General features: G+C 70.6%; 26 protein-coding genes and 2 pseudogenes. 15 read left to right on the top strand and 13 right to left on the bottom strand.

Annotated features, from left to right (window positions below):
• The 3 genes and pseudogenes from OG972_RS07925 to OG972_RS07915 all read left to right on the top strand — a co-directional run.
• Positions 1-462, top strand: a pseudogene (locus OG972_RS07925) (CocE/NonD family hydrolase C-terminal non-catalytic domain-containing protein); the annotation flags it as partial.
• A gap of 125 nt (positions 463-587) precedes the next feature.
• The gene (locus tag OG972_RS07920) at positions 588-827 is read left to right on the top strand and encodes a LapA family protein (RefSeq protein ID WP_266979547.1); all 240 of its coding nucleotides are present in this window, start codon (positions 588-590) and stop codon (positions 825-827) included.
• A 27-nt stretch (positions 828-854) separates the two neighbouring features.
• Positions 855-1436 (top strand): GNAT family N-acetyltransferase, encoded by a 582-nt coding sequence (locus OG972_RS07915; protein ID WP_266979545.1) that lies wholly within the window; start codon positions 855-857, stop codon positions 1434-1436.
• 54 nt (positions 1437-1490) lie between these two features.
• Here the strand turns inward: OG972_RS07915 and OG972_RS07910 are convergent, their stop codons facing one another.
• The 3 genes from OG972_RS07910 to OG972_RS07900 form a co-directional block, all read right to left on the bottom strand.
• Positions 1491-2213 (bottom strand): carbon-nitrogen hydrolase family protein, encoded by a 723-nt coding sequence (locus tag OG972_RS07910; protein ID WP_266979543.1) that lies wholly within the window; start codon positions 2211-2213, stop codon positions 1491-1493.
• Between the two features lie 289 nt (positions 2214-2502).
• Entirely contained in the window at positions 2503-2766 is a 264-nt protein-coding gene (locus OG972_RS07905) for a helix-turn-helix transcriptional regulator (protein ID WP_266979542.1), read from the bottom strand.
• The gene (locus OG972_RS07900; RefSeq protein ID WP_266979541.1) at positions 2766-3458 is read right to left on the bottom strand and encodes a DUF2975 domain-containing protein; all 693 of its coding nucleotides are present in this window, start codon (positions 3456-3458) and stop codon (positions 2766-2768) included. Before OG972_RS07900 ends, OG972_RS07905 begins: the two co-directional genes overlap by 1 nt.
• 308 nt (positions 3459-3766) lie before the next feature.
• On the opposite strand from OG972_RS07900, the gene OG972_RS07895 reads away from it, so the two are divergent.
• Positions 3767-4318, top strand: coding sequence for a YciI family protein (locus OG972_RS07895; protein ID WP_266990334.1), 552 nt, complete (start codon positions 3767-3769; stop codon positions 4316-4318).
• 214 nt (positions 4319-4532) lie between these two features.
• On the opposite strand, the pseudogene OG972_RS07890 reads toward OG972_RS07895, so the two are convergent.
• Positions 4533-4973 (bottom strand): annotated as a pseudogene (locus OG972_RS07890) (GNAT family N-acetyltransferase); the annotation flags it as partial.
• Between the two features lie 77 nt (positions 4974-5050).
• Between OG972_RS07890 and OG972_RS07885 the strand changes: the two are divergent.
• Together OG972_RS07885 and OG972_RS49220 are read left to right on the top strand one after the other, a co-directional pair.
• A complete protein-coding gene (locus OG972_RS07885; RefSeq protein WP_266979540.1) occupies positions 5051-5344 on the top strand; it encodes a hypothetical protein in 294 nt (97 codons plus the stop codon).
• Positions 5345-5906: 562 nt separating this feature from the next.
• Complete coding sequence (locus OG972_RS49220) at positions 5907-6194, top strand: hypothetical protein (protein WP_323135855.1); 288 nt, start codon at positions 5907-5909, stop codon at positions 6192-6194.
• A gap of 341 nt (positions 6195-6535) precedes the next feature.
• Here the strand turns inward: OG972_RS49220 and OG972_RS07875 are convergent, their stop codons facing one another.
• A complete protein-coding gene (locus OG972_RS07875) occupies positions 6536-7390 on the bottom strand; it encodes an AraC family transcriptional regulator (RefSeq protein ID WP_266979539.1) in 855 nt (284 codons plus the stop codon).
• Here OG972_RS07875 and OG972_RS07870 point away from each other — a divergent pair.
• Positions 7389-7868, top strand: coding sequence for a DUF2000 domain-containing protein (locus OG972_RS07870; protein ID WP_266979538.1), 480 nt, complete (start codon positions 7389-7391; stop codon positions 7866-7868). The two genes, OG972_RS07875 and OG972_RS07870, sit on opposite strands and share 2 nt — an antisense overlap.
• A gap of 233 nt (positions 7869-8101) precedes the next feature.
• Here the strand turns inward: OG972_RS07870 and OG972_RS07865 are convergent, their stop codons facing one another.
• On the bottom strand, positions 8102-8764 hold the full coding sequence (locus OG972_RS07865; RefSeq protein WP_266990332.1) for a response regulator transcription factor: 663 nt from the start codon (positions 8762-8764) through the stop codon (positions 8102-8104).
• Entirely contained in the window at positions 8764-9981 is a 1218-nt protein-coding gene (locus OG972_RS07860; RefSeq protein WP_266979537.1) for a sensor histidine kinase, read from the bottom strand. The genes OG972_RS07865 and OG972_RS07860 overlap by 1 nt, the downstream gene beginning before the upstream one ends.
• 132 nt (positions 9982-10113) lie before the next feature.
• Between OG972_RS07860 and OG972_RS07855 the strand changes: the two genes are divergently transcribed.
• Positions 10114-11025 carry an ABC transporter ATP-binding protein gene (locus tag OG972_RS07855; protein WP_266979535.1) on the top strand — a complete coding sequence of 304 codons (912 nt, stop codon included), beginning with the start codon at positions 10114-10116 and terminating at the stop codon, positions 11023-11025.
• Positions 11022-11867, top strand: coding sequence for an ABC transporter permease (locus OG972_RS07850; RefSeq protein WP_266979533.1), 846 nt, complete (start codon positions 11022-11024; stop codon positions 11865-11867). The genes OG972_RS07855 and OG972_RS07850 overlap by 4 nt, the downstream gene beginning before the upstream one ends.
• A 12-nt stretch (positions 11868-11879) precedes the next feature.
• Here OG972_RS07850 and OG972_RS07845 read toward each other — a convergent pair whose 3' ends face one another.
• From OG972_RS07845 to OG972_RS07825, 5 genes are all read right to left on the bottom strand, one after another.
• Positions 11880-12014 (bottom strand): hypothetical protein, encoded by a 135-nt coding sequence (locus OG972_RS07845; RefSeq protein ID WP_266979531.1) that lies wholly within the window; start codon positions 12012-12014, stop codon positions 11880-11882.
• Positions 12015-12172: 158 nt separating this feature from the next.
• Positions 12173-14395 carry an NADP-dependent isocitrate dehydrogenase gene (locus tag OG972_RS07840; protein WP_266979529.1) on the bottom strand — a complete coding sequence of 741 codons (2223 nt, stop codon included), beginning with the start codon at positions 14393-14395 and terminating at the stop codon, positions 12173-12175.
• 138 nt (positions 14396-14533) lie between these two features.
• The gene (locus OG972_RS07835) at positions 14534-15265 is read right to left on the bottom strand and encodes a sulfite exporter TauE/SafE family protein (protein WP_266979527.1); all 732 of its coding nucleotides are present in this window, start codon (positions 15263-15265) and stop codon (positions 14534-14536) included.
• A gap of 57 nt (positions 15266-15322) precedes the next feature.
• On the bottom strand, positions 15323-15676 hold the full coding sequence (locus tag OG972_RS07830; RefSeq protein WP_266979525.1) for a hypothetical protein: 354 nt from the start codon (positions 15674-15676) through the stop codon (positions 15323-15325).
• 104 nt (positions 15677-15780) lie between these two features.
• Positions 15781-17331 (bottom strand): FG-GAP-like repeat-containing protein, encoded by a 1551-nt coding sequence (locus tag OG972_RS07825; protein ID WP_266979523.1) that lies wholly within the window; start codon positions 17329-17331, stop codon positions 15781-15783.
• A 370-nt stretch (positions 17332-17701) separates the two neighbouring features.
• Between OG972_RS07825 and OG972_RS07820 the strand changes: the two genes are divergently transcribed.
• The 3 genes from OG972_RS07820 (at position 17702) to OG972_RS07810 (ending at position 20678) form a co-directional block, all read left to right on the top strand.
• A complete protein-coding gene (locus OG972_RS07820; protein WP_266979521.1) occupies positions 17702-18133 on the top strand; it encodes a hypothetical protein in 432 nt (143 codons plus the stop codon).
• A gap of 131 nt (positions 18134-18264) precedes the next feature.
• Complete coding sequence (locus tag OG972_RS07815) at positions 18265-19401, top strand: PLP-dependent cysteine synthase family protein (RefSeq protein WP_266979520.1); 1137 nt, start codon at positions 18265-18267, stop codon at positions 19399-19401.
• Positions 19398-20678, top strand: coding sequence for an MFS transporter (locus OG972_RS07810; RefSeq protein WP_266979517.1), 1281 nt, complete (start codon positions 19398-19400; stop codon positions 20676-20678). Before OG972_RS07815 ends, OG972_RS07810 begins: the two co-directional genes overlap by 4 nt.
• Before the next feature lie 21 nt (positions 20679-20699).
• On the opposite strand, the gene OG972_RS07805 is transcribed toward OG972_RS07810, so the two are convergent.
• Positions 20700-21059 (bottom strand): metalloregulator ArsR/SmtB family transcription factor, encoded by a 360-nt coding sequence (locus OG972_RS07805; RefSeq protein ID WP_266979516.1) that lies wholly within the window; start codon positions 21057-21059, stop codon positions 20700-20702.
• A gap of 62 nt (positions 21060-21121) precedes the next feature.
• On the opposite strand from OG972_RS07805, the gene OG972_RS07800 reads away from it, so the two are divergent.
• The 3 genes from OG972_RS07800 to OG972_RS07790 all read left to right on the top strand — a co-directional run bounded on the left by OG972_RS07800 (position 21122) and on the right by OG972_RS07790 (position 23844).
• Entirely contained in the window at positions 21122-22222 is a 1101-nt protein-coding gene (locus tag OG972_RS07800) for a cation diffusion facilitator family transporter (RefSeq protein ID WP_266979515.1), read from the top strand.
• A gap of 156 nt (positions 22223-22378) precedes the next feature.
• Positions 22379-22816 (top strand): hypothetical protein, encoded by a 438-nt coding sequence (locus OG972_RS07795; RefSeq protein ID WP_266979514.1) that lies wholly within the window; start codon positions 22379-22381, stop codon positions 22814-22816.
• Positions 22817-22917: 101 nt separating this feature from the next.
• A complete protein-coding gene (locus tag OG972_RS07790; protein ID WP_266979513.1) occupies positions 22918-23844 on the top strand; it encodes a hypothetical protein in 927 nt (308 codons plus the stop codon).
• Positions 23845-23849 lie beyond the last annotated feature (5 nt).

The following is a 23849-nucleotide window of genomic DNA, read 5'->3' as shown; positions in this document are numbered from 1 at the left end:
CAGGAAACGCTGTCGCGAGCGTTGACACTGCCCGATCCGAAACCCTACGACACCAAGGGCACCCATCTCGGCTGGACCAGCGCCCCGCTGACCTCCGCCGTCGATGTCGTCGGCGCACCGAAGGCCACGCTGAAGGTCGTCTCGCCGCGGACGGAGGGCGTGCAGAACAGCAGGGACGCCGCAGACAAACCGGTGCTGTTCGCCAAGGTGTACGACGGGGCGCCCGACGGCTCCAGAACGCTGGTGAACCGGCTGGTCTCACCGGTGCGGGTGCCCGACGTCACCCGGCCGTTCACCGTACAGCTGCCGGGCATCGTGCACCGGTACGAGGCGGGGCACCGGCTCGAATTCGTGATCGCGGCCGGCGACAGCGCGTACTTCGGCAATAGCGGCATCAAGCCGGTCACCGTCGTCAGCAGCCCGCAGGACAACGGTGTTCTGGAGCTGCCGGTGGTCGCAGGACCGGTGAACCGATCCGGAGCGGACCGTCACCTGTACGGCCGCACGCCACCGCCCCCCGGGAGCGGGATGGGGGCATCCTGGAGTCGGGGGCGGTGGCGCATCAGGACCAGGGAAGGGGCCCAGCCATGAGCCCGAAGGACGTATCGAGCGGCGGCAAGGGCGGCGTCGGACCGTTCTCACCGTCCCGCATCATTGTCCTCGTCATCGCGGTACTGTCGATCGTCTTCATCGCCGAGAACACCGGCGAGGTCACCATCCGTCTGGTGATCCCGCTGGTGACGCTGCCCCTGTACGTGGTGCTGCTCGCGATGTTCGCGGCCGGCATGGCGTGCGGCGGCTATCTGTTCCGCCGCCGTCCCAAGTGAGCCCGACGCGCTGTCTACGCTGTCCGGATGTCTGACAACGTCTACCTGGCCGAGGGCCCGCGCGTGGGGATCCGCCCCTTCACCCCCGCGGACGCCGAGGAGTTCACCAGCCGGGCCAAGGAGAGCGGCGGCCTGCACCAACCGTGGCTGTTCCCGCCCGACGACCCGCGTGCGTACGTCGCTTACGCGGGCCGGCTGATCGAGGACCCCGCAAAGGCGGGCTTCCTCGTCTGCGAACGCACGGCTGTCGATGACGGGAACGGGACCGCGGCCGGAAGCGGCCCCATCGCAGGCTTCATCAACATCAACAACATCGTCGGCGGCGCCTTCCGCTGCGGCGCGCTGGGATACGGAGCGTTCGCCCATGCGGCCGGGCGCGGTCTGATGAGCGAAGGCCTCGACCTGGTCCTGCGGTACGCCTTCGGCCCGCTCGCCCTGCACCGCCTGGAAGCGAACATCCAACCCGGCAACAAGGGCTCGATCGCCCTCGTGCGCCGGGCCGGCTTCCGCCTCGAAGGCTTCTCGCCGGACTTCCTCTTCATCGACGGGGCGTGGCGGGACCACGAACGGTGGGCGATCACGTCGGAGATGCTCGCCCCAGGTCCTTGATCCGGAAGAAGGGTGGCCCCAGGGGGTGTCCCGTCCTGATCCGCCGGACACGCCTCAGGCAGGCACGGCTCCCCCGAGCGCCGCGGACACCACGGCGCCGGGCTCCGGCCCGGCCTGCACGACCACGGCTCCGTCAGGACCCCAGACACCGGAACCGCCGGACGTCTCCGGATACGTACCGCTGGCCCCCGCCGAGGTGGCCAGCACCACCCACACCCCATGAGCGAGCGCCCGCTCCCTCATGTGCCCGTCGCGCCGGGCCGCCGACTCGGGACCCGCACCGTAGAGCGTGCCGGCCACATACGCGTCGATGCCCAGCGCGGCGGTCTTGGCGGCGTGCTCCGGGACGGCCGCGTCGTAACACACCGCAAGGCCAAGCCGCACGCCGTCGATCACCAGGACCTGCGGCTTCTCGCCCGGAGCGAAGCGGTCGAACTCCTCGCCGTGCAGCCACATCTTCCGGTAGACGACCCGCGCGCCCTCTTCCGTGACGGCCAGCACGGCGATGTACTCACGCCCGTCCGCCTCGCGTACCGGTGCCCCGACCAGGGCCGTCGCTCCGGTGGTGCGGCACGCGGAGACGATCGGCCGGAGGCGGGCGTCGTCGGGCGAGACGGCCGGGGCAGCGAGGTCGTAGCCCGTCAGTGACAGCTCCGGGAAGACGACCAGCCGAGCCCTCGCGTCCCTGATCGCCTCGGCATGGGCTGCGGCGTTCGCGGCAACGTCGAGATGCTCACAGACGGGCTGGGCGACGGCGACGGTGAGTGGTGCGGGCATGTGCTGCTCCGAATCGGTCGGCTGCTCGGACGGCGGACCTGTCCCGAGGTGGCCGCCCCTCGACATACTCGCAGCTCACCGGCGGTCGCACCGTATCCGGGGGCCGGGACGGGCCGGTATCGAGAGGATCGGGAGACGCTGCTCGGCACGGAACGGAGGGGGAAGCGCTGTGGCTGGTCCGGTTCGCGGGGCTCCGGGGGTGCGGCGTACGCCCGTCACCCGGGCCGACGGATCATGGCGGGGGCTGCTGCTGGACTTCTACGAGACCACGGCGTCGGCCCGGCCCGCCTCACAGGGCTGTCGGCGGGCGCCCGCGCTCGCGTTCGGTGCTCCGGTACGTGAGCAGGTCGCCCGGCTGGCAGTCGAGGACCTCGCAGATGCGGGTCAGCGTGGTGAAGCGGATCGCGCGGGCCCGGCCGTTCTTCAGGATGGACAGGTTCACGTTGGTCACCCCGACCCGGGACGCGAGCTCCGCGAGGCTCATGCCGCGCTCGCTGAGCATACGGTCGAGATGGACCTCGATCGCGTGGCTGTCGTGGTCGTCCGACGCCATCACACAGTCCCTTCCAGATCTTCCCGCATGGCCACCCCGGCGCGCATGATACGGGCAAACGTGAGGATGCCCAGAGCGGTGAGGACGAGTGCGTAGGGCGGCTGCCAGGCTCCCAGCCAGCTGTCCGCATCGAAGGTGGAGTCCTGGGCCAGGGTCGCCAGGAGAGCCGCGTGCGCGCCGGCTTCCACCACGTCGGCGACCAGGCAGCCGAGCAGCAGCCACCAGCCCGCGAGCCGCACGTGCTTCGCCGTTCGTGCGGTGAAGACGCCCTGGCGGGACGCGCCGTGTACCAAGCGGTCGAGCAGGAAGAGGATGCCCAGGACCAGCAGCCACGAGGGGAAGCTGCTGAGGAGGTCGAACAGCCGCTGGGTGCTGTCGGCGTGATCGGTGCAGTACGACGGCAGGGCCATGACCTCGACCCCTGCATGGGGTCGGAACATGCCGGTGAATCCGTCCGCGCTGAATTCCGAGCGCGCCTCGGCACACACGTACGGACCGCCCCGCTGGGTGCCCAGCTTGGTGCCGGTCAGGGGTCCCACGGCGCCGACGACGAGGCCCACGAGAAACAGTCGGTAGATGCCCCGGACCACAGTGGCGAATGGCTCCAGCAGTCTGGCCTCGGCCCGGTCGCCCTGAGGCGGCGGTCCATCCGGCAGCTCGGGCCCCTTGGATCTCTGTACCTCAGCGGACATCAGCAACCGCCCCCATATCGAATATCGATGCTATCGAAGAGCGATAAGAGCAACCGCTCGGGTGGTCAACGCTTCTGAGCACCCGTCAACGCCTCGCAACTCCTGACCCGTACCTCTCTCCGACGTGGGCGGGGTGGTCACGCCGGATCGCCGCGTACGGCGGCACCTTCGACATCGACGGCATGAGCAGTACCTGCCCGTTTCCGCCTTCTGACGCAGATGGGGAGTCGGCTCGTCGTCAAGGAAGCTGCCACCAGTCGGTCTTAATTCGATGTTCGCGTGGATGGGTGCTCGTCCAGACTGTGGGCATGGAGTTCTTCTGCTACCACCGCGATCGCCCCGACTCCGTGGCGTTGCGCAACGAGCTGCTGGAACGGCACTGGTCCTACATGGACCGGTACGAGAAAGAGATGATCGCCCGCGGCCCGACCCTCACCGGCGACGGTGACGCGCCCACCGGCAGCGTGCACATCGTCGACTTTCCGGATCCCGCCGCCGCCCGCGCGTTCGTCTTCGACGAGCCCGGCTACCAGGCCGGCGTGTACCGGGACGTGCTGCTGCGCCGATGGCGCAACATGCTGGGGCGCACCATGTGGGAGTTCCCCGGTGGCCGCATCGGTGGCAACCGGTACCTGGTGCTCGGCCTCGGCATGGGGCAGGCCGTCGACCTCGTCGTGCCGTCCGACCGGGACGAGTTGATCGCGTACGGGCCGCTGCTGTCCGACGACGGCACCACCTGGCTCGGTACGGCGGCGCTGGTCCGGGCGCCGGACCCGGACACGGCACGTGCCGTCCTGACCCCGGACCGGTATGCCGACATCGAGGTCCACAACTGGCAGTTCGGCGGCCGACCTTCATGAACCGAGGGCGTCCGGACAGCACTGAAGGGCCGAGCTGACCAAGCCGCGGACGAGGGGGCGCCGTCGGTGGCCGATGCCGCCGACAGCGTCAGCCCGCGGCGGGGCCGGCGCGCGCGCCTTGGGCATGGACCGGTCTCGCGGACGGGGCCACTGCATCCGAAAACGGTGACACACGGGTCAGGGATGTTGATCGCGAGTGAGCCCGCACCGCGCTTCAGCCCAGGGTGACTCGATAGATAGTCGACTCTCTCCGTTGGAAACCCGCCCGCTCGTACAAGAGGTTCGCAGCCTCTCGCGAAGGCCGCGATGTGAGGTCGACGGTTCGAGCTCCCGCGTCCGCGGCCAGGCCGAGGGCCTTGTCGATCAGGACTCTGCCGACCCCGTGGCCACGTGCGGCGGCATCGACCACCACGTCCTCGATGTGAGCCCGCAGACCGGACGGCAAGGGGGACATCACCAGCGTCAACGTCCCGACGATCACGCCCTCGACACGGGCCACCAGCAACGTGTTGGTACTGGCAGCCGTCAATCTGCCCACTGCTTCATGGCTCAGGGGCTTTGCCTTGGACGACAGCTGCGGAAGGAGACGAGCAAACGCCTCCACCACTTCGTCGGTCGCCTCGTGAACGACCTCGGTCTCAACGCTCATGCTCTGGAATCTATCGGCCCCTGACCTTGTCCTGGGAGTGTTGCTCGTAGCACTGGAGGGGGGCGCCTATCGCGTTGTGGTTCTTGGAAAACCTCAAACAGTGGGCCGCGGGAGGTGGGCGCCTCTCCGGCGCGACGGCGCGGCTCTGCCTGGTGCTGACGGTCGGGCCTGCCGGCTTGACGATGGTCGGCTGCGGGTCCTACCGGGCCGGCCTGCCGGCGACTCGTGTATCGCAGGCCCTGATCGCCGCCGCCCTCGCCCTGCTTCTGGCGTTGGGGCTCGGCACGGAGTGCGCCCGCTGGGTTACCGGGCGCTCCGAGCGTCATCGCCGTGTACGCGAGCGCCGTCGTATGAGCGGGTCCTCGGGCAGCGAGTGAAATGCTCGGGTGAACCGTCCAAGCCGATGGCGCGTCAGTGTCCACCGACACGGGACACGAGCGTCTGGGTACGCGCACGGAGGGTGGTGCACGGCGACGCCGAAGCAGGATGCCCACGTGACGGATTCTCCTGCAGCGACGGCCTGGCGGGTCCGCTGCGTCAGCCTGCGCGGCTCTTCTGCCGCCCGCAACGAGATTGCCTCTCTATTTCTCTGCCATTGCTCCATGCGGGTGGTGTGGGCCTTTGGGGCGTCACCGTCGAAGAGAGACGGTGTCAGGGCGGACGTCACGGGCTCGGTCCTGGCCGTCGGCTGCTGACCTGTGGGTTCGAGGAGATTTCTGTTCAAGATGCTGGACCGGGCAGGTGCTACTAGCGTGATGGTTGTGAGAGTCGCAACCGGGGCGCGCCCTGGGCGGCAAGGTTCCCGAAAGGTGGGAACCGATCATCCGCGAGACGTGCTCCCGCTTCGAGCTGTGACCTCTGCGAACCGCGCCGCATGTTCCGCGTGCGCTGTGCCCGTCCACCTTCGATCTTCAGTGGTGGAAGGAAAGGTAAAGACTCATGCGAGCACCTCATATCAAGCGTTCTCTCGCTGTAGCCGCCGCCGGTGTGATGCTGGCTGGTGGCGCCGCTGTCGGGGCGGCGGGTACGGCCACGGCGGCTCCTGCCCACGCGACCTCCGTGGCCAGCAATTCCTACGACTGGTGCGGTTGGTGGGACAACTGCTACGGGTACGGGTACGGCTATGACAACGGCTACGGCTACGGCTACGACAACGGCCCCGTAGCCATCGTCCTGGTGACCGTACCTGGCGGCTACGGCGGCTACGGCGGCTACGGCGGTTACTGAGCCCACTTCGGGAAAGGTGGATTGGACGGTCCTCTCGAACGAGGGGACCGTTTTCATGGGGGCACGGGCGCACGAACCTTCTGCCGTTCGTGGCGTGGTGTGTGGTGCGCGACGGTGGGTAGTGGGCCCGCTACATCGCGCGGATGACGGTCGCGGAGGTCCGCCGCCTCCTCGGCATGGCCTCCCAGCTCACCCACCTCGGACTGTTGGCGCGAGCGGCCGGGGCCACCGCGCTCCCGGCGACCACCCCGGGGTGGAACGAACTCCTCGTGGCTCAACCGCATCGAAGCCGCTTCTCCCGCTGGGGTGCAGGTGTGGCGGCATGCGCGGGCGGTCCACCATCAGCGGATGGTCCCGGTTCGGGCGTACCGGCCCGGGGTGATGCCCACGACCCGCTTGAAGTGCCGGGTGAGGTGGGACTGGTCGTAGAAGCCGGCAGCGGTCGCTACCTCGCCCGCCGGCTGTGCGTCGAGCAGCAGACGGCGGGCCAGGTCGACGCGACGGGACATCACGTACTGGTGAGGGGCGATGCCGAAGGCGCCGCTGAAGGCTCGTACGAGATGCGTGGGGTGGGCGTGTACCAGGCGCGCGGCCTCTTCCAGGGTGATGCCTTCAAGCAGGCGCTCGTCGAGGAGGTCACGCAGGCTCCGGGCGATGTCGCGGTGGGGCCCCGCGCTACCGAGGGCCGGCCTGGGGCGCAGGTGCGTGCGCAGTCGCTCACCGATGAAGGCCAGACGGCTCTCCGCCTCGAACTCGTCCCCCCGGTTCGCGAGAGTGGTGTGCAGCTGTCCGACGCGTCTGCGCAGCACGGGATCGGTGAGGTCCGGGCCGTCCACGGCCGGCCCGATGAGGCTCTCGTCCAGTTGTGTCGTGTCGAGGTAGAGCACGCGTTTGCGGAAGCCGTGAGGGGTGGCGGGTGAGCCGTTGTGCGGGATCTGCGGCGGGAGCAGGCTCACGGTGTCGTTCGGGGTGCCGCGCTCGTGACGGTCCAGGTCGTAGCGGACCGCGCCGTCATCGACGATCAGCAACGTCCAGGCATCGTGGACGTGCATGGGGTACGCGTGCTCGGTGAAGTGTGCGTGGAAAACCTCCACGACGCCCGCGACTCGGGGGCGCCAAGCGGAGATCTCCTGCCGGGGCGTCACGCAAAGAACGTACAAGACGGAGAGGGCGCGGACCCTGGAGTCTCGAAGCATGAGAACTGACGAGGAGACCGAGGCCGGAACCGGGGTTGCGACCGGTGCGGGGAATGAGAACGTGCCTGTCCGCTTCGACACCAAGATCGCTGTCCTGTTGCGGGAGGATCTTGAGTCCTGGCAGCGGCTGAATGTGACCGCCTTCCTGCTCAGCGGGCTCGGCACGGCGTCACCCGAGGTGATCGGCGAGCCGTACACGGACGCCGACGACACCACGTATCTGCCGATGTTCCGCCAGCCCGTGCTGGTCTTCGAAGGAACGAAGGAGACGTTGACCGCTGCGCACGGCCGTGCGCTGTCGCGCTTGCTGCCGAGAGCCGTGTTCACCTCGGATCTGTTCAGCACGGGCAACGACCGGGACAACCGGGCGGCGGTACGGGCCGTGGGAAAGGACCAGCTCGATCTGGTGGGGATGGCCGTCTACGGGCCGCGCAACGCGGTGGACAAGGTCCTCAAGGGCGCGCGAATGCACCCCTGAGCGACTTCACATCCCGGCGATCCCGATCATCGGTACCCGGGCGGTCGAACGCCTTCCGAAGAGCGCGGTAGACGCCCCCGCACAGGACGGCACGGCCACGATGGGGATCACTGTCAAGGTCGCCGATCCTGGTGAGGTCGCCTTCGAGGAGGAGGACTGTGCGCCGGCGTGGCAGGACTGGGCGCAGCAGGAGGACGCGGCGCTCTGGGTGAGCACGACGATGGGTGTACTGCTCAGCGGGGCAGCGTCACCAGGCCCGTCTCGTACGCGAGGATGACCAGCTGCACGCGGTCGCGGGCGTCGAGCTTGGAGAGCAGCCGCGTCACGTACGTCTTGACGGTGGCCACGCTGATGACCAGCTCGGCGGCGATCTCGGTGTTGGACAGGCCGCGCCCGACGAGGGTGAGGATCTCCCGTTCTCGGTCGGTGATGCCGCCGAGCTGCCGCGTCGCGGGGGCGGGGGCGGGCTCTCGCCGTCCGGCGAACTCGGCGATCAGCCGACGGGTGACGCTCGGCGCGATCAAGGCGTCCCCGGCGGCGACCACCCGGATCGCGGCGAGGATGTCGTCCAGCGCCATGTCCTTGACGAGGAAACCGGACGCACCCGCGCGCAGTGCGGCGTAGACGTAATCGTCGTCGTCGAAGGTGGTGAGCACCACGACACGCGCATCTCCCGAGCCCGCGGTGACCAGGCGGGTGGCCTCGATGCCGTCCATGCCCGGCATGCGGATGTCCATCACCACCACGTCGGGGTCCAGCTCCTCGGCCAGCCGGACCGCTTCGGCGCCGGTTCCGGCCTCCCCGACGACCTCGACGTCGGGCGTTTCGGAGATGACCATCTCCAGGGCGGCCCGGACCAGCGGTTGGTCGTCGGCCAGCACGACGCGGACGGTCATCATGCTCCTCCCGCCACGGGCAGCCGGGCCGACACCTGGAAGCCGCCGTCGGCCCGGGGTGCCGCGTGGAACTCCCCGTGCAGCAGGGCGACCCGCTCGCGCAGTCCCGCGAGGCCGTAACCGCTGCCCGGGATGCTGCTGTGGCCGCGGCCCCGGTCGGTGATCTCGATGGCCACCTCGTCCGCATTCCGGCAGTCGATGGACACCTGGCAGGAGCGGGCGCCGGCGTGACGCAACACGTTGGTGACCGACTCCTGGATGATGCGGAAGGCCGCCAGGTCGATCTCCGGCAGGAGCGGGGGCCGCTCGCCGTGCCACCGGACATCGACCCGCACACCGGCGGCCGTCGTCGCGGCGGTCAGCCGGTCGAGGTCGGCCAGGCCTGACATGTGGTGCAGCGCGGTCACCTCCGCGCCTGCTTCCTGATCGGCCTGGCGCAGGGCGCCGAGCATGCGGCGCAGCCCCGCCAGCGTCTCCCGCCCGGCGGCCTCGATCTCGGTCAACGCGTCGCGCGCCCGGTCCGGCCGGCTGTCGATGACCCGCCGCGCCGCACCGGCCTGCAGGGCGACGATGCCGATGCTGTGCGCCACCGTGTCGTGCATCTCGCGCGCAATCCGCAGCCGTTCTGCGGTGACCGCCTGCGCGGCTGTCTGAGCGCCCAACGTCTCGGCGTGCTCCCGGGACTGACGCATCGAGCGGCCTACCAGCCAGGCGATGAGGACCACCAGGAGGCCACCGTCCGAGGCGCCGATGGTGGTGCCGGTGAGAAACAGGCCGCCGCCCATCTCGGACAGCATGGCCAGATGGCCGAACAGAACGCCGACCACCATGGCTGCGGCGGCGCGCGATGTCCGGCGCGGGCAGGTGGCCGTGACCAGGCAGAGGGCGACAGCGACCGCCGGCAGAGCGGTCGGCGGGAGCTGCACGTTCGAGCGCCACGCTTCCGTCTCCGCGACAGTGGCGGCGATCAGCAGACCGGTCGCCACCAGCGGCCGACGGCGCAGCAGAGCGGCGGCGGTGAACGCGACGAGCGTGGCGAGCGTGATGGTCGCCCAGTCCCGGTGCTGCGGGAGGAGGCCCGCGTCGGAGGAGGTGACCGGCGGGTGGTCAGGTCGTGCGCCGAGCACGACGGAGGGGTACGCCACCGAAACGCACCAGGCCAGGGCCGTCCACGCGCCCGGTGACACGCGCTTCAGCACGGGCGGTTTCACGGACATGTGGTGATCGTAACCAGGCGCTCGCCTTCGGGCATCGGACCAGGGGTGTACAACCAGGGTTGACGGACGCCGCGACCGAGTGTCAGTTCTGGTCCGATGCCCGCCGGGCCCCGCCGCGGCACCGTTGGCCACGTGATCGAAGTCAACGAACTGACGAAGCGTTACGGCCGCACCACTGCGGTCGACAACCTCACCTTCACCGTCCGCCCGGGCCATGTCACCGGGTTCCTCGGCCCGAACGGTGCCGGAAAGAGCACCACCCTGCGCATGGTTCTGGGGCTCAACGACCCCACCAGCGGCACCACCACGGTCGACGGCCGCCCGTTGCGGGACCGCTCGCGCGGCCTGCGCCACGTCGGCGCACTGCTCGACGCGAGCGATGTCCACGGCGGACGCAGCGGCCGCGCCCACCTGCGCGCCCTGGCCCGCAGCAACGCCATCCCGCGCAGCCGGGTGGAGGAGGTGCTGCACGAGGTCGGGCTGGCCGGCGCGGCCGGCCGGCGGATCGGTGGGTACTCGCTCGGTATGAAGCAGCGGCTCGGCATCGCGACCGCGCTGCTCGGCGATCCGCCGGTGATGCTGTTCGACGAGCCGCTCAACGGGCTGGACCCGGAGGGCGTGCTGTGGGTGCGAGGCATTTTCCGCCGCCTCGCGGCCGAGGGCCGGACGGTGTTCGTCTCCAGCCACCTGATGAGCGAGATGGAGAACACCGCGGACCAGCTGATCGTCATCGGTCGCGGCAAGCTGATCGCCGCGGAGAGCGTGGCGGAGTTCGCCGCCCGTGCCACTCGGGTGAGCGTCACCGTCCGTACGTCCGAACCCGCCACGCTGACCGGCGTGTTGACCGCCGCGGGCGCCGTCGTGCACCCCGGCGACGACGACACGCTCACCGTGACCGGTACCGACGCGGCCCGGATCGGTGAACTCGCCCTCGAACACCGGCTCCTGCTGCAGGAGTTGACCCCTCGCACCGCCTCCCTGGAGGAGGCGTTCATGGAACTCACCGCCGACAGCGTCGAATACCTCGCAGGAGAGCACCGATGACCACCCTGACCCTTGCCCCGGACGCACCCCGGACCGCCGCCGAGCTCCGGGGCCGGTTCCGTGATCTGCTCGCCGCCGAGTGGATCAAACTCTGGTCACTGCGCTCCACTCCCTGGGTGCTCGGCCTCAGCGCCCTGGCCATCATCGGCGCCAACCTCAATTCCGCGAAATACACCTACGACCACTTCACCGCCGGCGACACCGCGTCCATGTACGTGCAGACAGCGCTGAACGCCTCGTTCACCATGATTGCCGCCGACATCCTGATGCTCGTCGCGAGCAGTGTCGGCGCCATCGTGATCGTCAGCGAGTACGCCACCGGGATGATCCGCACCACTGTCGCGGCCGTCCCCGACCGCCGCGCGGTGCTGGCAGCCAAGGCGTGCGTGCTGGCAGCGGTCATGTTCGGATACGGCATCCTCGTCGCCGGGACGTCGTTCGGCCTCAGCCAGGCGATCCTGTCCGGCCGGCACATCGGCCTTTCGATCACCCACCCCGGCGCCCTGCGGTTCATCGCGGCCGCCGCCCTGTTCGCCCCGGTCTGCGCCCTCATCGGCATGGGCATGGGCGTCCTGATCCGGCACAGCGCGGCCACCGTGGTCGGCACGGTGCTGGTGCTCTTCTTCCTCCCCTCGTTCTTCAACGAAACCCACCGCTGGTCGGCCGACGTCTTGCACGCCATGCCGCTCACCGCCTGGCGACGCCTGGCCCAGGTCGACATGACGAACGTCTTCGTCTCGCACTACCCGGCGACGCTCGGCGGAGCGTGGATCACCTTCGCGGCCTGGCCTCTCGTCTCGATGGTGATCGCAACGATCGCCGTCCACCGCCGAGACCTGTGAGACCCACACCCGTCACACCCGGGAGGGCCCGCAACGGCGGCCGAGGAAGTCCAGCTGGACCGGCGACAACGGCAGGGCACCCCAGGCTGCAGTGGAGACCCTGTCCGCCTCGTCCGCGAGCGCACCGGCAGCGCGTACGGGGATCACGGTTGGGCCCGAGCTCCCCGCAGACGGGACCGCCCCGGCCGCATGTGCGGCCGGGGCGGAACAGTCATCGCGGGTTTCGCGGAGACCGGCGACTTCCAGGGGCCAGTGCCCCTCCCGGCAAGCTTTGCCCCGTCGGGCAGACATTGCCGGTCACGGCACTAGCCCAGGGAGGCGATGGCCTCGTTGAACGTCGCCGACGGGCGCATGACGGCCGACGCCTTGGCGGCGTCCGGACGGTAGTAGCCGCCGATGTCGACCGGCGAGCCCTGCACCGCGATGAGCTCGTCGACGATCGTCTGCTCCTGCTCGGTCAGCGTCTTGGCGAGACCGGCGAACGCCTCCGCGAGCTGCGCGTCGGCGGTCTGCTTCGCCAGCTCCTGGGCCCAGTACATGGCCAGGTAGAAGTGGCTGCCGCGGTTGTCGATGCCGCCCAGCTTGCGGCTCGGCGACTTGTCCTCGTTGAGGAAGGTGCCGGTGGCGCGGTCGAGGGTGTCGGCGAGCACCTGGGCGCGCGCGTTGCCCGTCGTCTGCGCCAGGTGCTCGAAGCTGACCGCGAGCGCGAGGAACTCGCCCAGGCTGTCCCAGCGCAGGTAGTTCTCCTTGACCAGCTGCTGGACGTGCTTGGGAGCGGAGCCACCGGCGCCGGTCTCGAACAGGCCGCCGCCGTTCATCAGCGGGACGACCGAGAGCATCTTGGCGCTCGTGCCGAGCTCCAGGATCGGGAACAGGTCGGTCAGGTAGTCACGCAGCACGTTGCCCGTGACCGAGATCGTGTCCTCGCCCCGGCGGATGCGCTCCAGCGAGAACGCGGTCGCCTCGACCGGCGACAGGATCTTGATCTGCAGACCCTCGGTGTCGTGGTCGGCGAGGTACGTCCTGACCTTGGCGATGAGCGTCGCGTCGTGCGCGCGGCCCTCGTCCAGCCAGAACACGGCCGGGGTGCCGGTCGCGCGGGCGCGGGTGACGGCGAGCTTGACCCAGTCCTGGATCGGCAGGTCCTTGGTCTGGCACATGCGGAAGATGTCACCGGCGGCGACCGTCTGCTCCAGCACCACGTTGCCCGAACCGTCGACGACGCGGACCGTGCCCGGGGCGGCGATCTCGAACGTCTTGTCGTGGCTGCCGTACTCCTCGGCCTTCTGCGCCATCAGACCGACGTTCGGCACCGAGCCCATCGTCGACGGGTCGAACGCGCCGTGCGCCCGGCAGTCGTCGATGACGGCCTGGTAGACGCCCGAATAGCTGCTGTCCGGCAGGACGGCCAGGGTGTCGGCCTCCTTGCCGTCCGGGCCCCACATGTGGCCGGAGGTGCGGATCATGGCGGGCATGGACGCGTCGACGATGACATCGCTCGGCACGTGCAGGTTGGTGATGCCGCGGTCGGAGTCGACCATCGCCAGGGCGGGACCCTCGGCGAGCTCGGCCTCGAAGGACGCCTTGATCTCGGCGCCCAGGTGGGGCACGCCGTCCAGGCCGTTCAGGATCGTGCCGAGGCCGTCGTTCGGGGACAGACCGGCGGCGGTCAGCGCCTGGCCGTACTTCGCGAACGTCTTCGGGAAGAAGGCGCGCACCACGTGGCCGAAGACGATCGGGTCGGAGACCTTCATCATCGTGGCCTTCAGGTGTACGGAGAAGAGCACACCCTCGGCCTTGGCGCGGGCGATCTGCGCCTCGAGGAACTCGCGCAGGGCCGCCGCCCGCATCACGGATGCGTCGACGACCTCGCCCGCGAGCACGGGTACCGACTCGCGCAGGACGGTGGTGGTGCCGTCGTCACCGGCGAGCTCGATCCGCAGGGAGCCGGGCTCGGCAATGACGGCGGACTTCTCGGTGGAGCGGAAGTCGTCGGCGTTCATCGTCGCGACGTTCGTCTTCGAGTCGGCCGTCCAGGCGCCCATGCGGTGCGGGTGCGTCTTGGCGTAGTTCTTCACCGAAGCGGGGGCACGGCGGTCGGAGTTGCCCTCGCGCAGGACCGGGTTGACCGCGCTGCCCTTGATCTTGTCGTAGCGCGCGCGGACGTCCTTCTCCGCGTCCGTCTGCGGGTCGTCCGGGTAGTCGGGCAGCGCGTAACCCTGCTGCTGAAGCTCGGCGATGGCCGCCTTCATCTGCGGGATCGACGCCGAGACGTTCGGCAGCTTGATGATGTTCGCGCTGGGCGTCTTGGCCAGCTCACCGAGCTCGGCGAGAGCATCATCGATGCGCTGGTTCTCGTCGAGGTGCTCCGGGAAGACGGCAATGATCCGCCCCGCCAGGGAGATGTCGCGGTTCTCCACGGTGACCCCGGCCGTCGAGGCGTACGCCTCGATCACAGGCAAGAACGAATACGTCGCCAGGGCCGGGGCCTCGTCGGTGTGCGTATAGATGATGGTCGAGTCAGTCACCGGGTGCTCCGCTCCACGTCTGCAACATTGCTTGATATCAAGATATCCCGTGACCGCCGCCTGTTCGACAGGGCCCTGCCGACCGGGCGGCGGTCCGTGAAGATCATCCGTGGGTGGATCCGGGCAGTGGCCCGACCGTCAGAGTGCCCACACTCCCTTGGCCAGCGTGATGATCCCACCGCCGAGCGCGAGCAGCAGGACGAGCAGTCGGGCCCGCTTCTCCGGCACCCGCTCGGTGAGCGCCTTCCCGATCAGGGCGCCCGCCGCCAGGCCGACAGTGATGAGGAGCCAGAGGGGAGCGCTGAGCTGCGGAACACCATTGGCGGCGACGGAGAACGCGTTCACCACCACCCCGTAGAACTGGGCGTTCGGCACGAATTCCCGCACTGTCCAACCCGCGTTCACGGCATACAAGGAGACCGCCGGGCCGCCGACGCCCGCCGACGAGTTCATGAACCCGCCCACGGCACCCGCGGCCACCGCCCCTCCGGGCCCGCGCAGGGCGGGCACCCGGACGCCCCGCAGCACCAGCAGCACGGCCCCGCTCACCAGCGCCCCCATGCCGGCCAGCAACGCCGGCTCCGGCAACCGGGCCGCCACCCAGCTCCCGGCCGGCACCGTGCACGCCGCGGCCACGACCAGGGGCACCATCGAGGCCGGGCGCACCTGCCGCCAGCCGCTCGCGAGCCCGACCAGGCTGATCGCACCGGCCGCGCAGTTCGCGAGCACCACGCCCTCGGCCGGGCCCAGCACCAGCACCAGGGCGGGCACGGCTATGAGCGCGAACCCCATCCCCGTGAGCCATTGCACCGAGGCGCCGATCAGCACGATGCCGCTCAGCAACAGCTCGGCCGTCCCACTGCTCGTCACGGACCGGATCCTGCCAGGTGTGCCGCGTCAGCTCATAGAGTTTCGACGCGCTGACGATCAGCGGCGGGGATTCGGGCGGCCGACCCGGCGGCCGAGACCCCACAGCCCTCGGCGCGGGCGCGCCCGACGCGGCCGGCGGTTCCCCGCACCGGGCCGGCTTCCTTCGTCGGGGCTGCGCCGCCAGTGATCGCCGGGCGACAGGATCGGCGCCTTGCGTTCGGCCTGCGCCCGGATCTCGTGGTGCGCTTCGTGAGCAGTCACCCGGAACGCCTCGTCGTAGGAGGCCAGGGCTGCGGTGATCGCAGCGCCTGCGGTACCGCGGCGACGGACGTGGAATGCCAGCCAGGTGAAGAAGCCCATGACCGCGGCGAGGCCGCCGACGACCGTGAGGAGCGGTAGGAACGCATCCATGGGTCCGACACTATCCGGCCTTCCGTGAACGCACTGGTGCCCCGGAGGCCGCCGGGGCACCAGTGAATCGGGCGCGGGCGGGACGAGCGCCCGCCCGCGTCGTATCAGTCGTCGATCGCCGCCCCGTACAGCGCGTCGAGTGACGGACCGCCGAAGGCGCTCGCCCCGTAGTTCCACGAACCGGAGGTTGTCACGCCGCCGGTGCTCGCGGAGAAGACCCAGACGTAGCCGTCGTTCGTGTTCTCGCCGGGCGCCGAGACGAGCAGACCGAAGCGGCCGTCGTCGTTGGGGTCGGTGAAGGAGACCTGGCCGCCGAACTTGTCGCCCTTCTCCACGGTGCCCGGGACCTTCGCGGTGCCCTGTGTCACCGACAGCGCGCCGGTGGCGGTCAGCCCCCGGGCCGAGCCGCGCAGCACCGTGAAGGCGCCCGCGTCCGCGACGTTGCCGACGTCCTCGCCGGAGATGCCGATCGCCAGGTCCGCGAATCCGTCCTTGTTCGTGTCGCCGATGGAGAGGTCGGTGCCGAAGCCGTCGCCCCGCTCGTTCGATCCCGGTACGCCGGGAGAGTTCTGGGTCCACCAGACGGGCGGGGTGCCCGGGCCCTCCTGACCTGCGGGGCCGGCCGCGCTGCCGTAGTAGACGCCGACCAGGCCGCCGGTCATGCTCTCACCGCCGTCGTCCGGGCTGTGCGGCTCACCGGTGGCCAGATCGTCGTATCCGTCGCCGTTGATGTCGCCGGACGCGACGACCGGGCCGCCGCGTACCGCGGTGACCGGCAGCGGCTCGTCGTTGGAGGCGGTGCCGGGGAGGATGTACGACCAGCCGTGCCCCGGCTCGTCGCCGACGCTGGTTCCGGAGACGACCAGGTCGGCGTAGCCGTTGTTGTCGTAGTCGCCGGTCGTCATCGACGCGGGCCGGATGCCCGGCGCCTCGGCGGCGGCCGACCCGGTGCGCACCTTCTTCGACGGCGCGGAGAGCGTCGCACGCGACTTCTGCACGGGCTGCCGCATCTGCGGGCCGGCACTCTTCGCGCTGGGCTCGGTGGCCGGCTCGAACTGATACGTGGTCAGTCCGACCGAGTCCATGACCGCCAGCAGGTCGCCCGGGGTGGTGTCGGAGAACCGCGCCGCGGCGAGCGAGGTGCCGAACTTGCCGCCCGCGGTGGGCTCGTCGGCCTGCAGCCAGTTGCTCACCGACCCGATGAGTCCCTTCGGCGTGCCCCACAGGACGACGACGCCGCCCGCGTTGGAGACGGTGCCGATGTCCTCGCCGGGGATGCCGACGACCGCGTCGTCGTAGCCGTCGCCGTCGAGGTCGCCGGTGGCGAGCGTCTTGCCGAAGCCGTCGCCGGCCTCGGCGGCGCCGGCCACACCCGAGGTGTTCTGGCTGAAGGCCCTGACGTGGGAGGTGCCCATGCCCTTGGGTCCGCCGTACTGCACGGTGACCATGCCCGCCCCCTTGTGCCCGCCGACGGCCGCACCGGGAGAGCCGACGAGCACGTCGTCGTAGCCGTCGCCGTTGAAGTCGGTGTTGCGGTCGTTGGCGTGGGTGCCGCCGGGGGTTCCGGCGTACGCGGACGGGGCGGCGGCGATGGCCGCCCCCGTCACGAGGAGAAACGATGCCGCGGCAACGGCGGCCGAGCGGTGCTTGCGCATGAGCGGCTCCTTGGCTCACGAAGGGCCGGGCTTGCTCGGGGGCACGGGGGGTATCCGGAAAGGGCCCGTTCCTTGTCCGGCGCCGTGTTTGACAGCGCATGGGGCACAAGGGTTGTACGCAAGATGTGCCCGGATTTCCGAAGAAGATCACTTCGGTGCCGTTCACGGGTGGTACGCATACGTTTGGCGCATCGATCGAAGGCCGTGCCACCTCGGGTGACTCCGGTTGTGCGGACGTTCCCGGGCGACCGCACCTGCGGTGACGTCGACGGTGCTGCCGTGGGCCGACCCGGCGCCTTCCCGAGGTGCCGGGGCCTCGCCCGCCGAAGGAGGGGGACAGGGTGTTGCAAAGAGAAGTGACTATGCGTGAGTGATCGACTACTTTGAGCACGTGGTCCAGGGGGTGAGCAGCGGGGCGGTGAGGCGCCCGGTGCGGGCAGCGTTGCTGTTCGCCCTGCTCCTGCTGGTCGCCTGTCATCTGGTAGGCGCACTGCACGGGCCGGGGTTCGCCACTGCGTCCGCGCATGCGGCCGTCGACGGCTGTTCGCACGCCGCGGCGGTGCACAGCGCGGACCGAGCCCCCGGCCACAGTGGCGGCCACGCGGACGTGGTCGACCACGCCGTGGACCGTCTTCGCTCCCCGGCGGACCACGCCATCACCGATCCCGGTGACACGGCGCCTCTCACCTACGCGCCCCGCGCGGTGCCAGGCCCGTCCGGTCCGGTGGGCGCGGAATCCTTGAGGGGCGATACCGGCGGCGGCCAGGCGACTCTGACCCGGCTCTGCGTCCTGCGGCAGTAGGCCGCGCCCGCATGCCTTCTCCCCCCGTGCCCGCTCGGACCCGGGGGACCGGAGGTGTGCTCGCGCGCCTGTGACCCGTCTGCCTCGCACACCCGGCCTGATCCGGTGTGCACCAAGGAGCGTTGCCGATCATGCATGTCCCCCTGCTCGAAAACTTCTGCGCGAACTCACTCGCCCCCGCGCCGCCGGTCGCCCGCGGCGCCCACCAGTTGGTGGGCAACACCCCGGTCCTGTGGGTGGGCGAGCCTTTCGCGCCTGCCCGACGGGGCTTCTTCGCCAAACTGGAGGGAGCCAACCCTGGAGGCATCAAGGACCGGCCCGGCCTGCACATGGTCCGGGAAGCCCGTCGCCGTGGCGCTCTCCGGCCCGGAGCCCCGATCGTCGAGTCCTCCAGCGGCACCCTCGCGCTCGGCCTGGCCCTGGCCGGACTGACCCACAACCATCCGGTCACCGTTGTCACCGACCCCGGCATGGAACCGGCGATGCTGCGCCTTCTCGCCACGCTGGGCGCCGAAGTGCAGCAGGTGGCCGCCCCGCATCCGGCAGGCGGCTGGCAGCAGGCCCGCCGCGAACAGGTCGCCGAGCTGCTGGACGCGAACCCGGGAGCGTGGTGCCCGGACCAGTACCACAATCCCGACAACGTCGCCGCGTACGCGCCCTTGGCCGCCGAACTCATCGCCCAGCTCGGCCGTATCGACGTACTCGTCGCCTCGGTCGGCACGGGCGGCCACTCAGCAGGGATCAGCACCGTGCTTCGGGAGAGCTTCCCCGATCTGGTGCTGATCGGGGTCGACGCGACCGGCTCGACGATCTTCGGCCAGCCGGCCGCCCCGCGCCTGATGCGCGGCCTCGGCTCCAGCATCCATCCGGGCAACGTCGACTACCGCGCTTTCACCGAAGTCCACTGGGTCGCCCCCGCCGAAGCGGTCTGGGCCTGCCGCCAACTCGCCCGCCACCACTACGCCATGGGCGGCTGGAGTGTCGGCGCGGTCGCCCGGGTCGCCGGATGGGCGGCCCGCACCTGTCCCTCCGGCACCCGCATCGCTGCGATCTTCCCCGACGGCCCCCACCGCTACCTGGAAACCATCTACAACGACGCCTGGTGCCAGGAGCACCAGTTGCTCGGCCACCTTCCGCCCGAGGAACCCGACACCATCGACGACCCGGCCGAACACACCGTGCGGCGCTGGACGCGCTGCGCCCGCGTGACCGACCCGCTGGATCGCACCGACCCCGCAGGCGTTCGCGCCGTGGTGGGTGTGCGGTGAAGCAACTGTGCGCGCGCGTGCGCTCCTTCGACCCCGGTGTCCAGCTGCTGATGTTCAACCAGTTCGGTATCAATCTCGGCTTCTACATGCTGATGCCCTACCTCGCCGACCATCTGGCCCACGGCCTGGGCCTGGCCGCCTGGGCGGTCGGCCTGGTGCTCGGCGTGCGCAACCTCTCCCAGCAGGGGATGTTCTGGCTCGGCGGCACCCTCGCCGACCGGATCGGCTACAAAGCCCTCATCCTGACCGGCTGCGGCCTGCGCACCGGGGCGTTCGCCCTGCTGGCCCTCGCCGACACCCTCCCGGCGCTTGTCATCGCGTCCGCCGCCACCGGGCTCGCCGGGGCCCTGTTCAACCCTGCCGTCCGCGCCTACCTCGCCGCCGGAGCGGGCGAGCGCCGAGTGGAGGCATTCGCCGCCTTCAACGTCTTCTACCAGGCCGGCATCCTGCTCGGCCCCTTGGTGGGCCTTGCCCTGCTCGCCTGGGACTTCCGCGTCGTGTGTACGGTCGCGGCCGCGGTCTTCGCACTCCTTGCCGTCGTGCAGGCCCGCGCCCTGCCCCCGCGCCACCCGGCCGCCGACACCGAGCGCGCGGGCGGGCTGCGCGGGATCGCCGCGGACTGGCGGACCATCGCTACGAACCGGCCCTTCGTGCTGTTCTCCGCCGCGATGGCCGGCTCGTACCTCCTGGCCTTCCAGACCTACCTGGCCCTGCCCCTTCAGGCCCGCACCCTTCTCGGTGAGGACAGCGGCACCGCCATGGGCGTGATTTTCGCGGTCTCCGCCCTGACCGCTGTCGCCGGACAACTGCGACTCACGGCCTGGGCCGGAAAACGCCTCGATGCCCCCCAAGCCATCGCGATCGGCCTCGTCCTGATGGGCGCAGCCTTCCTGCCTCTGCTGCCCGGCCCCTACCATCGGGCCGACGGGCTGTCGGCCGGGGGAGGGATGACCGGCCTGGTGCTGTGCGCCGGCCTGCTGGCCGCCGGCTCGGCGCTGCTGTACCCGTTCGAGATGGACACCCTGGTCCGGCTGTCCGGCGAGCGGCTGGTCGCCACGTACTACGGCGCGTACAGCACCGTCTCCGGGATCGCGGTGGCCGTCGGGAACCTGGGTGTGGGAGCCCTGTTCGACCTCGCCGCCCGCCTGGGCGCACCGTGGCTGCCCTGGGCCGTGCTGGCCGCCGTGGGTGGCGGCTGCGCGACGGCCCTGACCGCACTGCGCCGCACGGGCCACCTCGACCCTGCCGCCGGTGTCCCGGCGCCGGCAGTGGCCTGAGCCGCTGGCCGGGCGTGCACCTCACGCGTGGGGCGCGCGCCCGGTCAGCCGGTGGTCGGCCAGTTCGAGGGCTTCGGCCACCACGCGTCGCAGATGCCCGTCGGGCAGCGTGTAGATCACCCGGCGGCCCTCCTTACGGGTCGTCACCAGCCCGGACATGCGCAGTCGGGCGAGATGCTGACTGACCGCCGGCCGGGCCGCCCCCACGGCCTCCGCCAGCGAGGTGACGTCCGCCTCATTCGCTGCCAGGACATGCAGCAGCGCCAGGCGGGTGCGGTCCGCCAGCAGGCCCAGGACCTCGGCCGCGACCAGGAAGTGCTCAGTGCCCACCTCTCGCGGCTGCGAACCCTGCGCAGGTGATAGATGCATGCGTGCATTCATATGCACATAATAGGCAGGTGGGATCTCCGTCCACCCCGCCGCCTGACGAAAGCGAGCGTGCTGTGAGCCAGCACCACCATGGTCCTGACGAGCCGGGCGCCGGGCACGCGCACGACCACGGTCACGAGGACGCGCACGACCACCGGTACCCGCAGAGTCACGAGCGCGACGGCTCGCGCTGGTCGCGGGTGCGACACCAGGTCTCCCACGTGGTCACGCCGCACAGTCACGAGGCCATGGACAAGGTCGACTCGGCGATGGAGACCTCCCGGGAGGGGATGCGCACCCTGTGGCTGTCCCTGGGCATCCTGGGGGCGACCACGGTGATCCAGGCGATCGTCGTCGTGCTGTCGGGGTCGGTCGCGCTGCTGGGCGACACCATCCACAACGCCGCCGACGCACTGACCGCCATCCCTCTGGGCATCGCGTTCGTCCTGGGCCGCCGTGCGGCGAACCGCCGCTACACCTACGGCTACGGACGCGCCGAGGACCTGGCCGGCGTCGCCATCGTGCTCACCATCGCCGCCTCCTGCGCTCTCGCTGCGTACGAGACGGTCGACCGTCTCCTCAGCCCACGCGACATCACCCACCTGTGGGCGGTCGCAGCCGCCGCGGTGGTCGGCTTCGTCGGCAACGAATGGGTGGCCCGCTATCGCATACGCACCGGCCGCGCGATCGGCTCCGCCGCCCTCGTCGCCGACGGACTGCACGCCCGCACCGACGGCTTCACCTCGCTCGCCGTTCTCCTCGGCGCCGGCGGCGCGGCACTCGGATGGCGGGCCGCCGACCCGATCGTCGGGCTGCTCATCACCGTCGCGATCCTCATGGTGCTGAAGGATGCCGCCCGTGAGGTCTACCGGCGGTTGATGGACTCCGTCGACCCCACCCTGGTCGACCTCGCCGAAACCGCCCTGCGCGCCGTGGACGGTGTCCGCGACATCGGGCAGGTCCGCATGCGGTGGATCGGCCACGCGCTGCGCGCCGAGGCCGACATCGTCGTGGACCCGCGGCTCACCGTGGTCCAGGCCCATGCCCTGGCCGTCGCGGCCGAGCACGCCCTCATCCATGCCGTGCCCCGCCTGACCGGCGCCACTGTGCACACCGACCACACCGCCGACCACGGCGACCCCCACGCCGCCCTCGCCCACCACACCGCCGTCTGACCTCGCCATCACGTGGGGCGGGCCGGTCGGCGGCGAACGGCGCGCACTCATCGCCCGCATCCGACGGGCTGAAGGGCGCCGGGTACCCGGCCGGGGTATTGTCGTACGGGTCGGCGGCCACGGGCGCGCAGCAACGAGGAGGAAGGGAGCTGCATAGTGAGCATCGGACAACCGAGCGAGCGGGGCAGCGCCCGGCTCATCGCGGTCTGTGCCGTCCTGCTCGGCCTGTTCCTCATGCACGGCGCGCCGGCCACCGCCGCCGAGGGCTGCCACGGTGCGATGCCCTCTGTCACCGTGCCCATGCACGACGGCCACGCCGCTCCGACGATGGCCTCAACGGCGCCGCCGACCACCGCACAGAGTGCTCAGGCCGCCCGGGCCGGTGACGGTTCGGCGATGCACGGGGTGCCATGCGTCTCCACCCCCGCACACGAGCGGAATCCGCTGCCGACGGCCGGCCTCTACGCCGCCGGGGCACTGCCGGTCGCATGGTTCCCGGCGGGTTTGCGGGCGGCCACCGGCTGGACACGGCGGCGCGGACCGCCGGCCGGCGGGCGAGATCTCCTCATCCAGGTGTGCGTCGCGCGGACGTGACAGGCACTGCGCCGAACCCGGTCACTGACCGGACCGGCCCCGTGTCCTGCCCTTCCCGCGCGCCACCGGCGTGGTGCGCCCACCCGGAAAGACCCTCTCTCATGTTCGCCTCTTCCCGTTTCGCCCTGCGTCGCCGCGCTGTCGCGGCGGCCGGCACCGCAGCGGCCCTCGCGCTGACCCTGGCCGCGTGCGGCTCCTCCGACGACTCCTCGTCCATGCCCGGCATGGACCACGGCGCGAAGGCCTCGGCTCCCTCTTCGCACAGCGCGTCGCCTTCGATGAGTGACATGCCCGGCATGGACCACATGGCCGCCGACAACGGCCTGTCCGACAACAAGGACGGCTACCGCCTCACCCCCCACGACGCGACCATGCCTTCCGGCAAGCAGGCCGCGTACCGGTTCACGGTCAACGGCCCGGACGGCAAGCCGGTCACCGACTTCGCCGTCGACCAGACCAAGCGGATGCACTTCTACGCCATCCGCTCGGACCTGACCGGCTTCCAGCACATCCACCCGGTCATGGCCGCCGACGGCACCTGGACCGCCGACCTCACCTCCCTCGCCCCCGGCTCCTGGCACATGTTCGCCTCCTTCACCCCGGACACTGGCACCGGGAAGGGCAAGGACTTCGTCCTGAGCCGCACCGTCACCGTCCCCGGGACACCCACGAAGACCCCGCTGCCCGCAGGGGCCGGCAGCGCGGAGGTCGACGGCTACACCGTCACCGTCAAGGGCGAGCCGATGGCCGGCATGGCGCACCCGCTGACCGTCACCGTGTCCAAGGACGGCGAGCCGGTCACCGATCTGCAGCCCTACCTGGACACGTACGCCCATCTGACGGCCTTCCACGAGGGCGACGCCGCATTCGCCCACCTCCACCCGACCACCGAGGTGAACGGTGAGCACGGCGGCCCCGACCTGTCCTTCCACGCCGAACTGCCCACCTCGGGCAACTGGCGGCTGTTCCTGCAGTTCCAGACGGGCGGCAAGCTCCACACCGCTGCCCTGACCCTGCCCGTGGGCTGAACCCG

Origin of the sequence: Streptomyces sp. NBC_01669, assembly GCF_026339735.1 — a bacterium.
Classification (GTDB): Bacteria; Actinomycetota; Actinomycetes; order Streptomycetales; family Streptomycetaceae; genus Streptomyces; species Streptomyces yanii.
The sequence above is the reverse complement of the archived record's forward strand: the minus strand, read 5'-3'. Positions and strand labels throughout refer to the sequence as shown.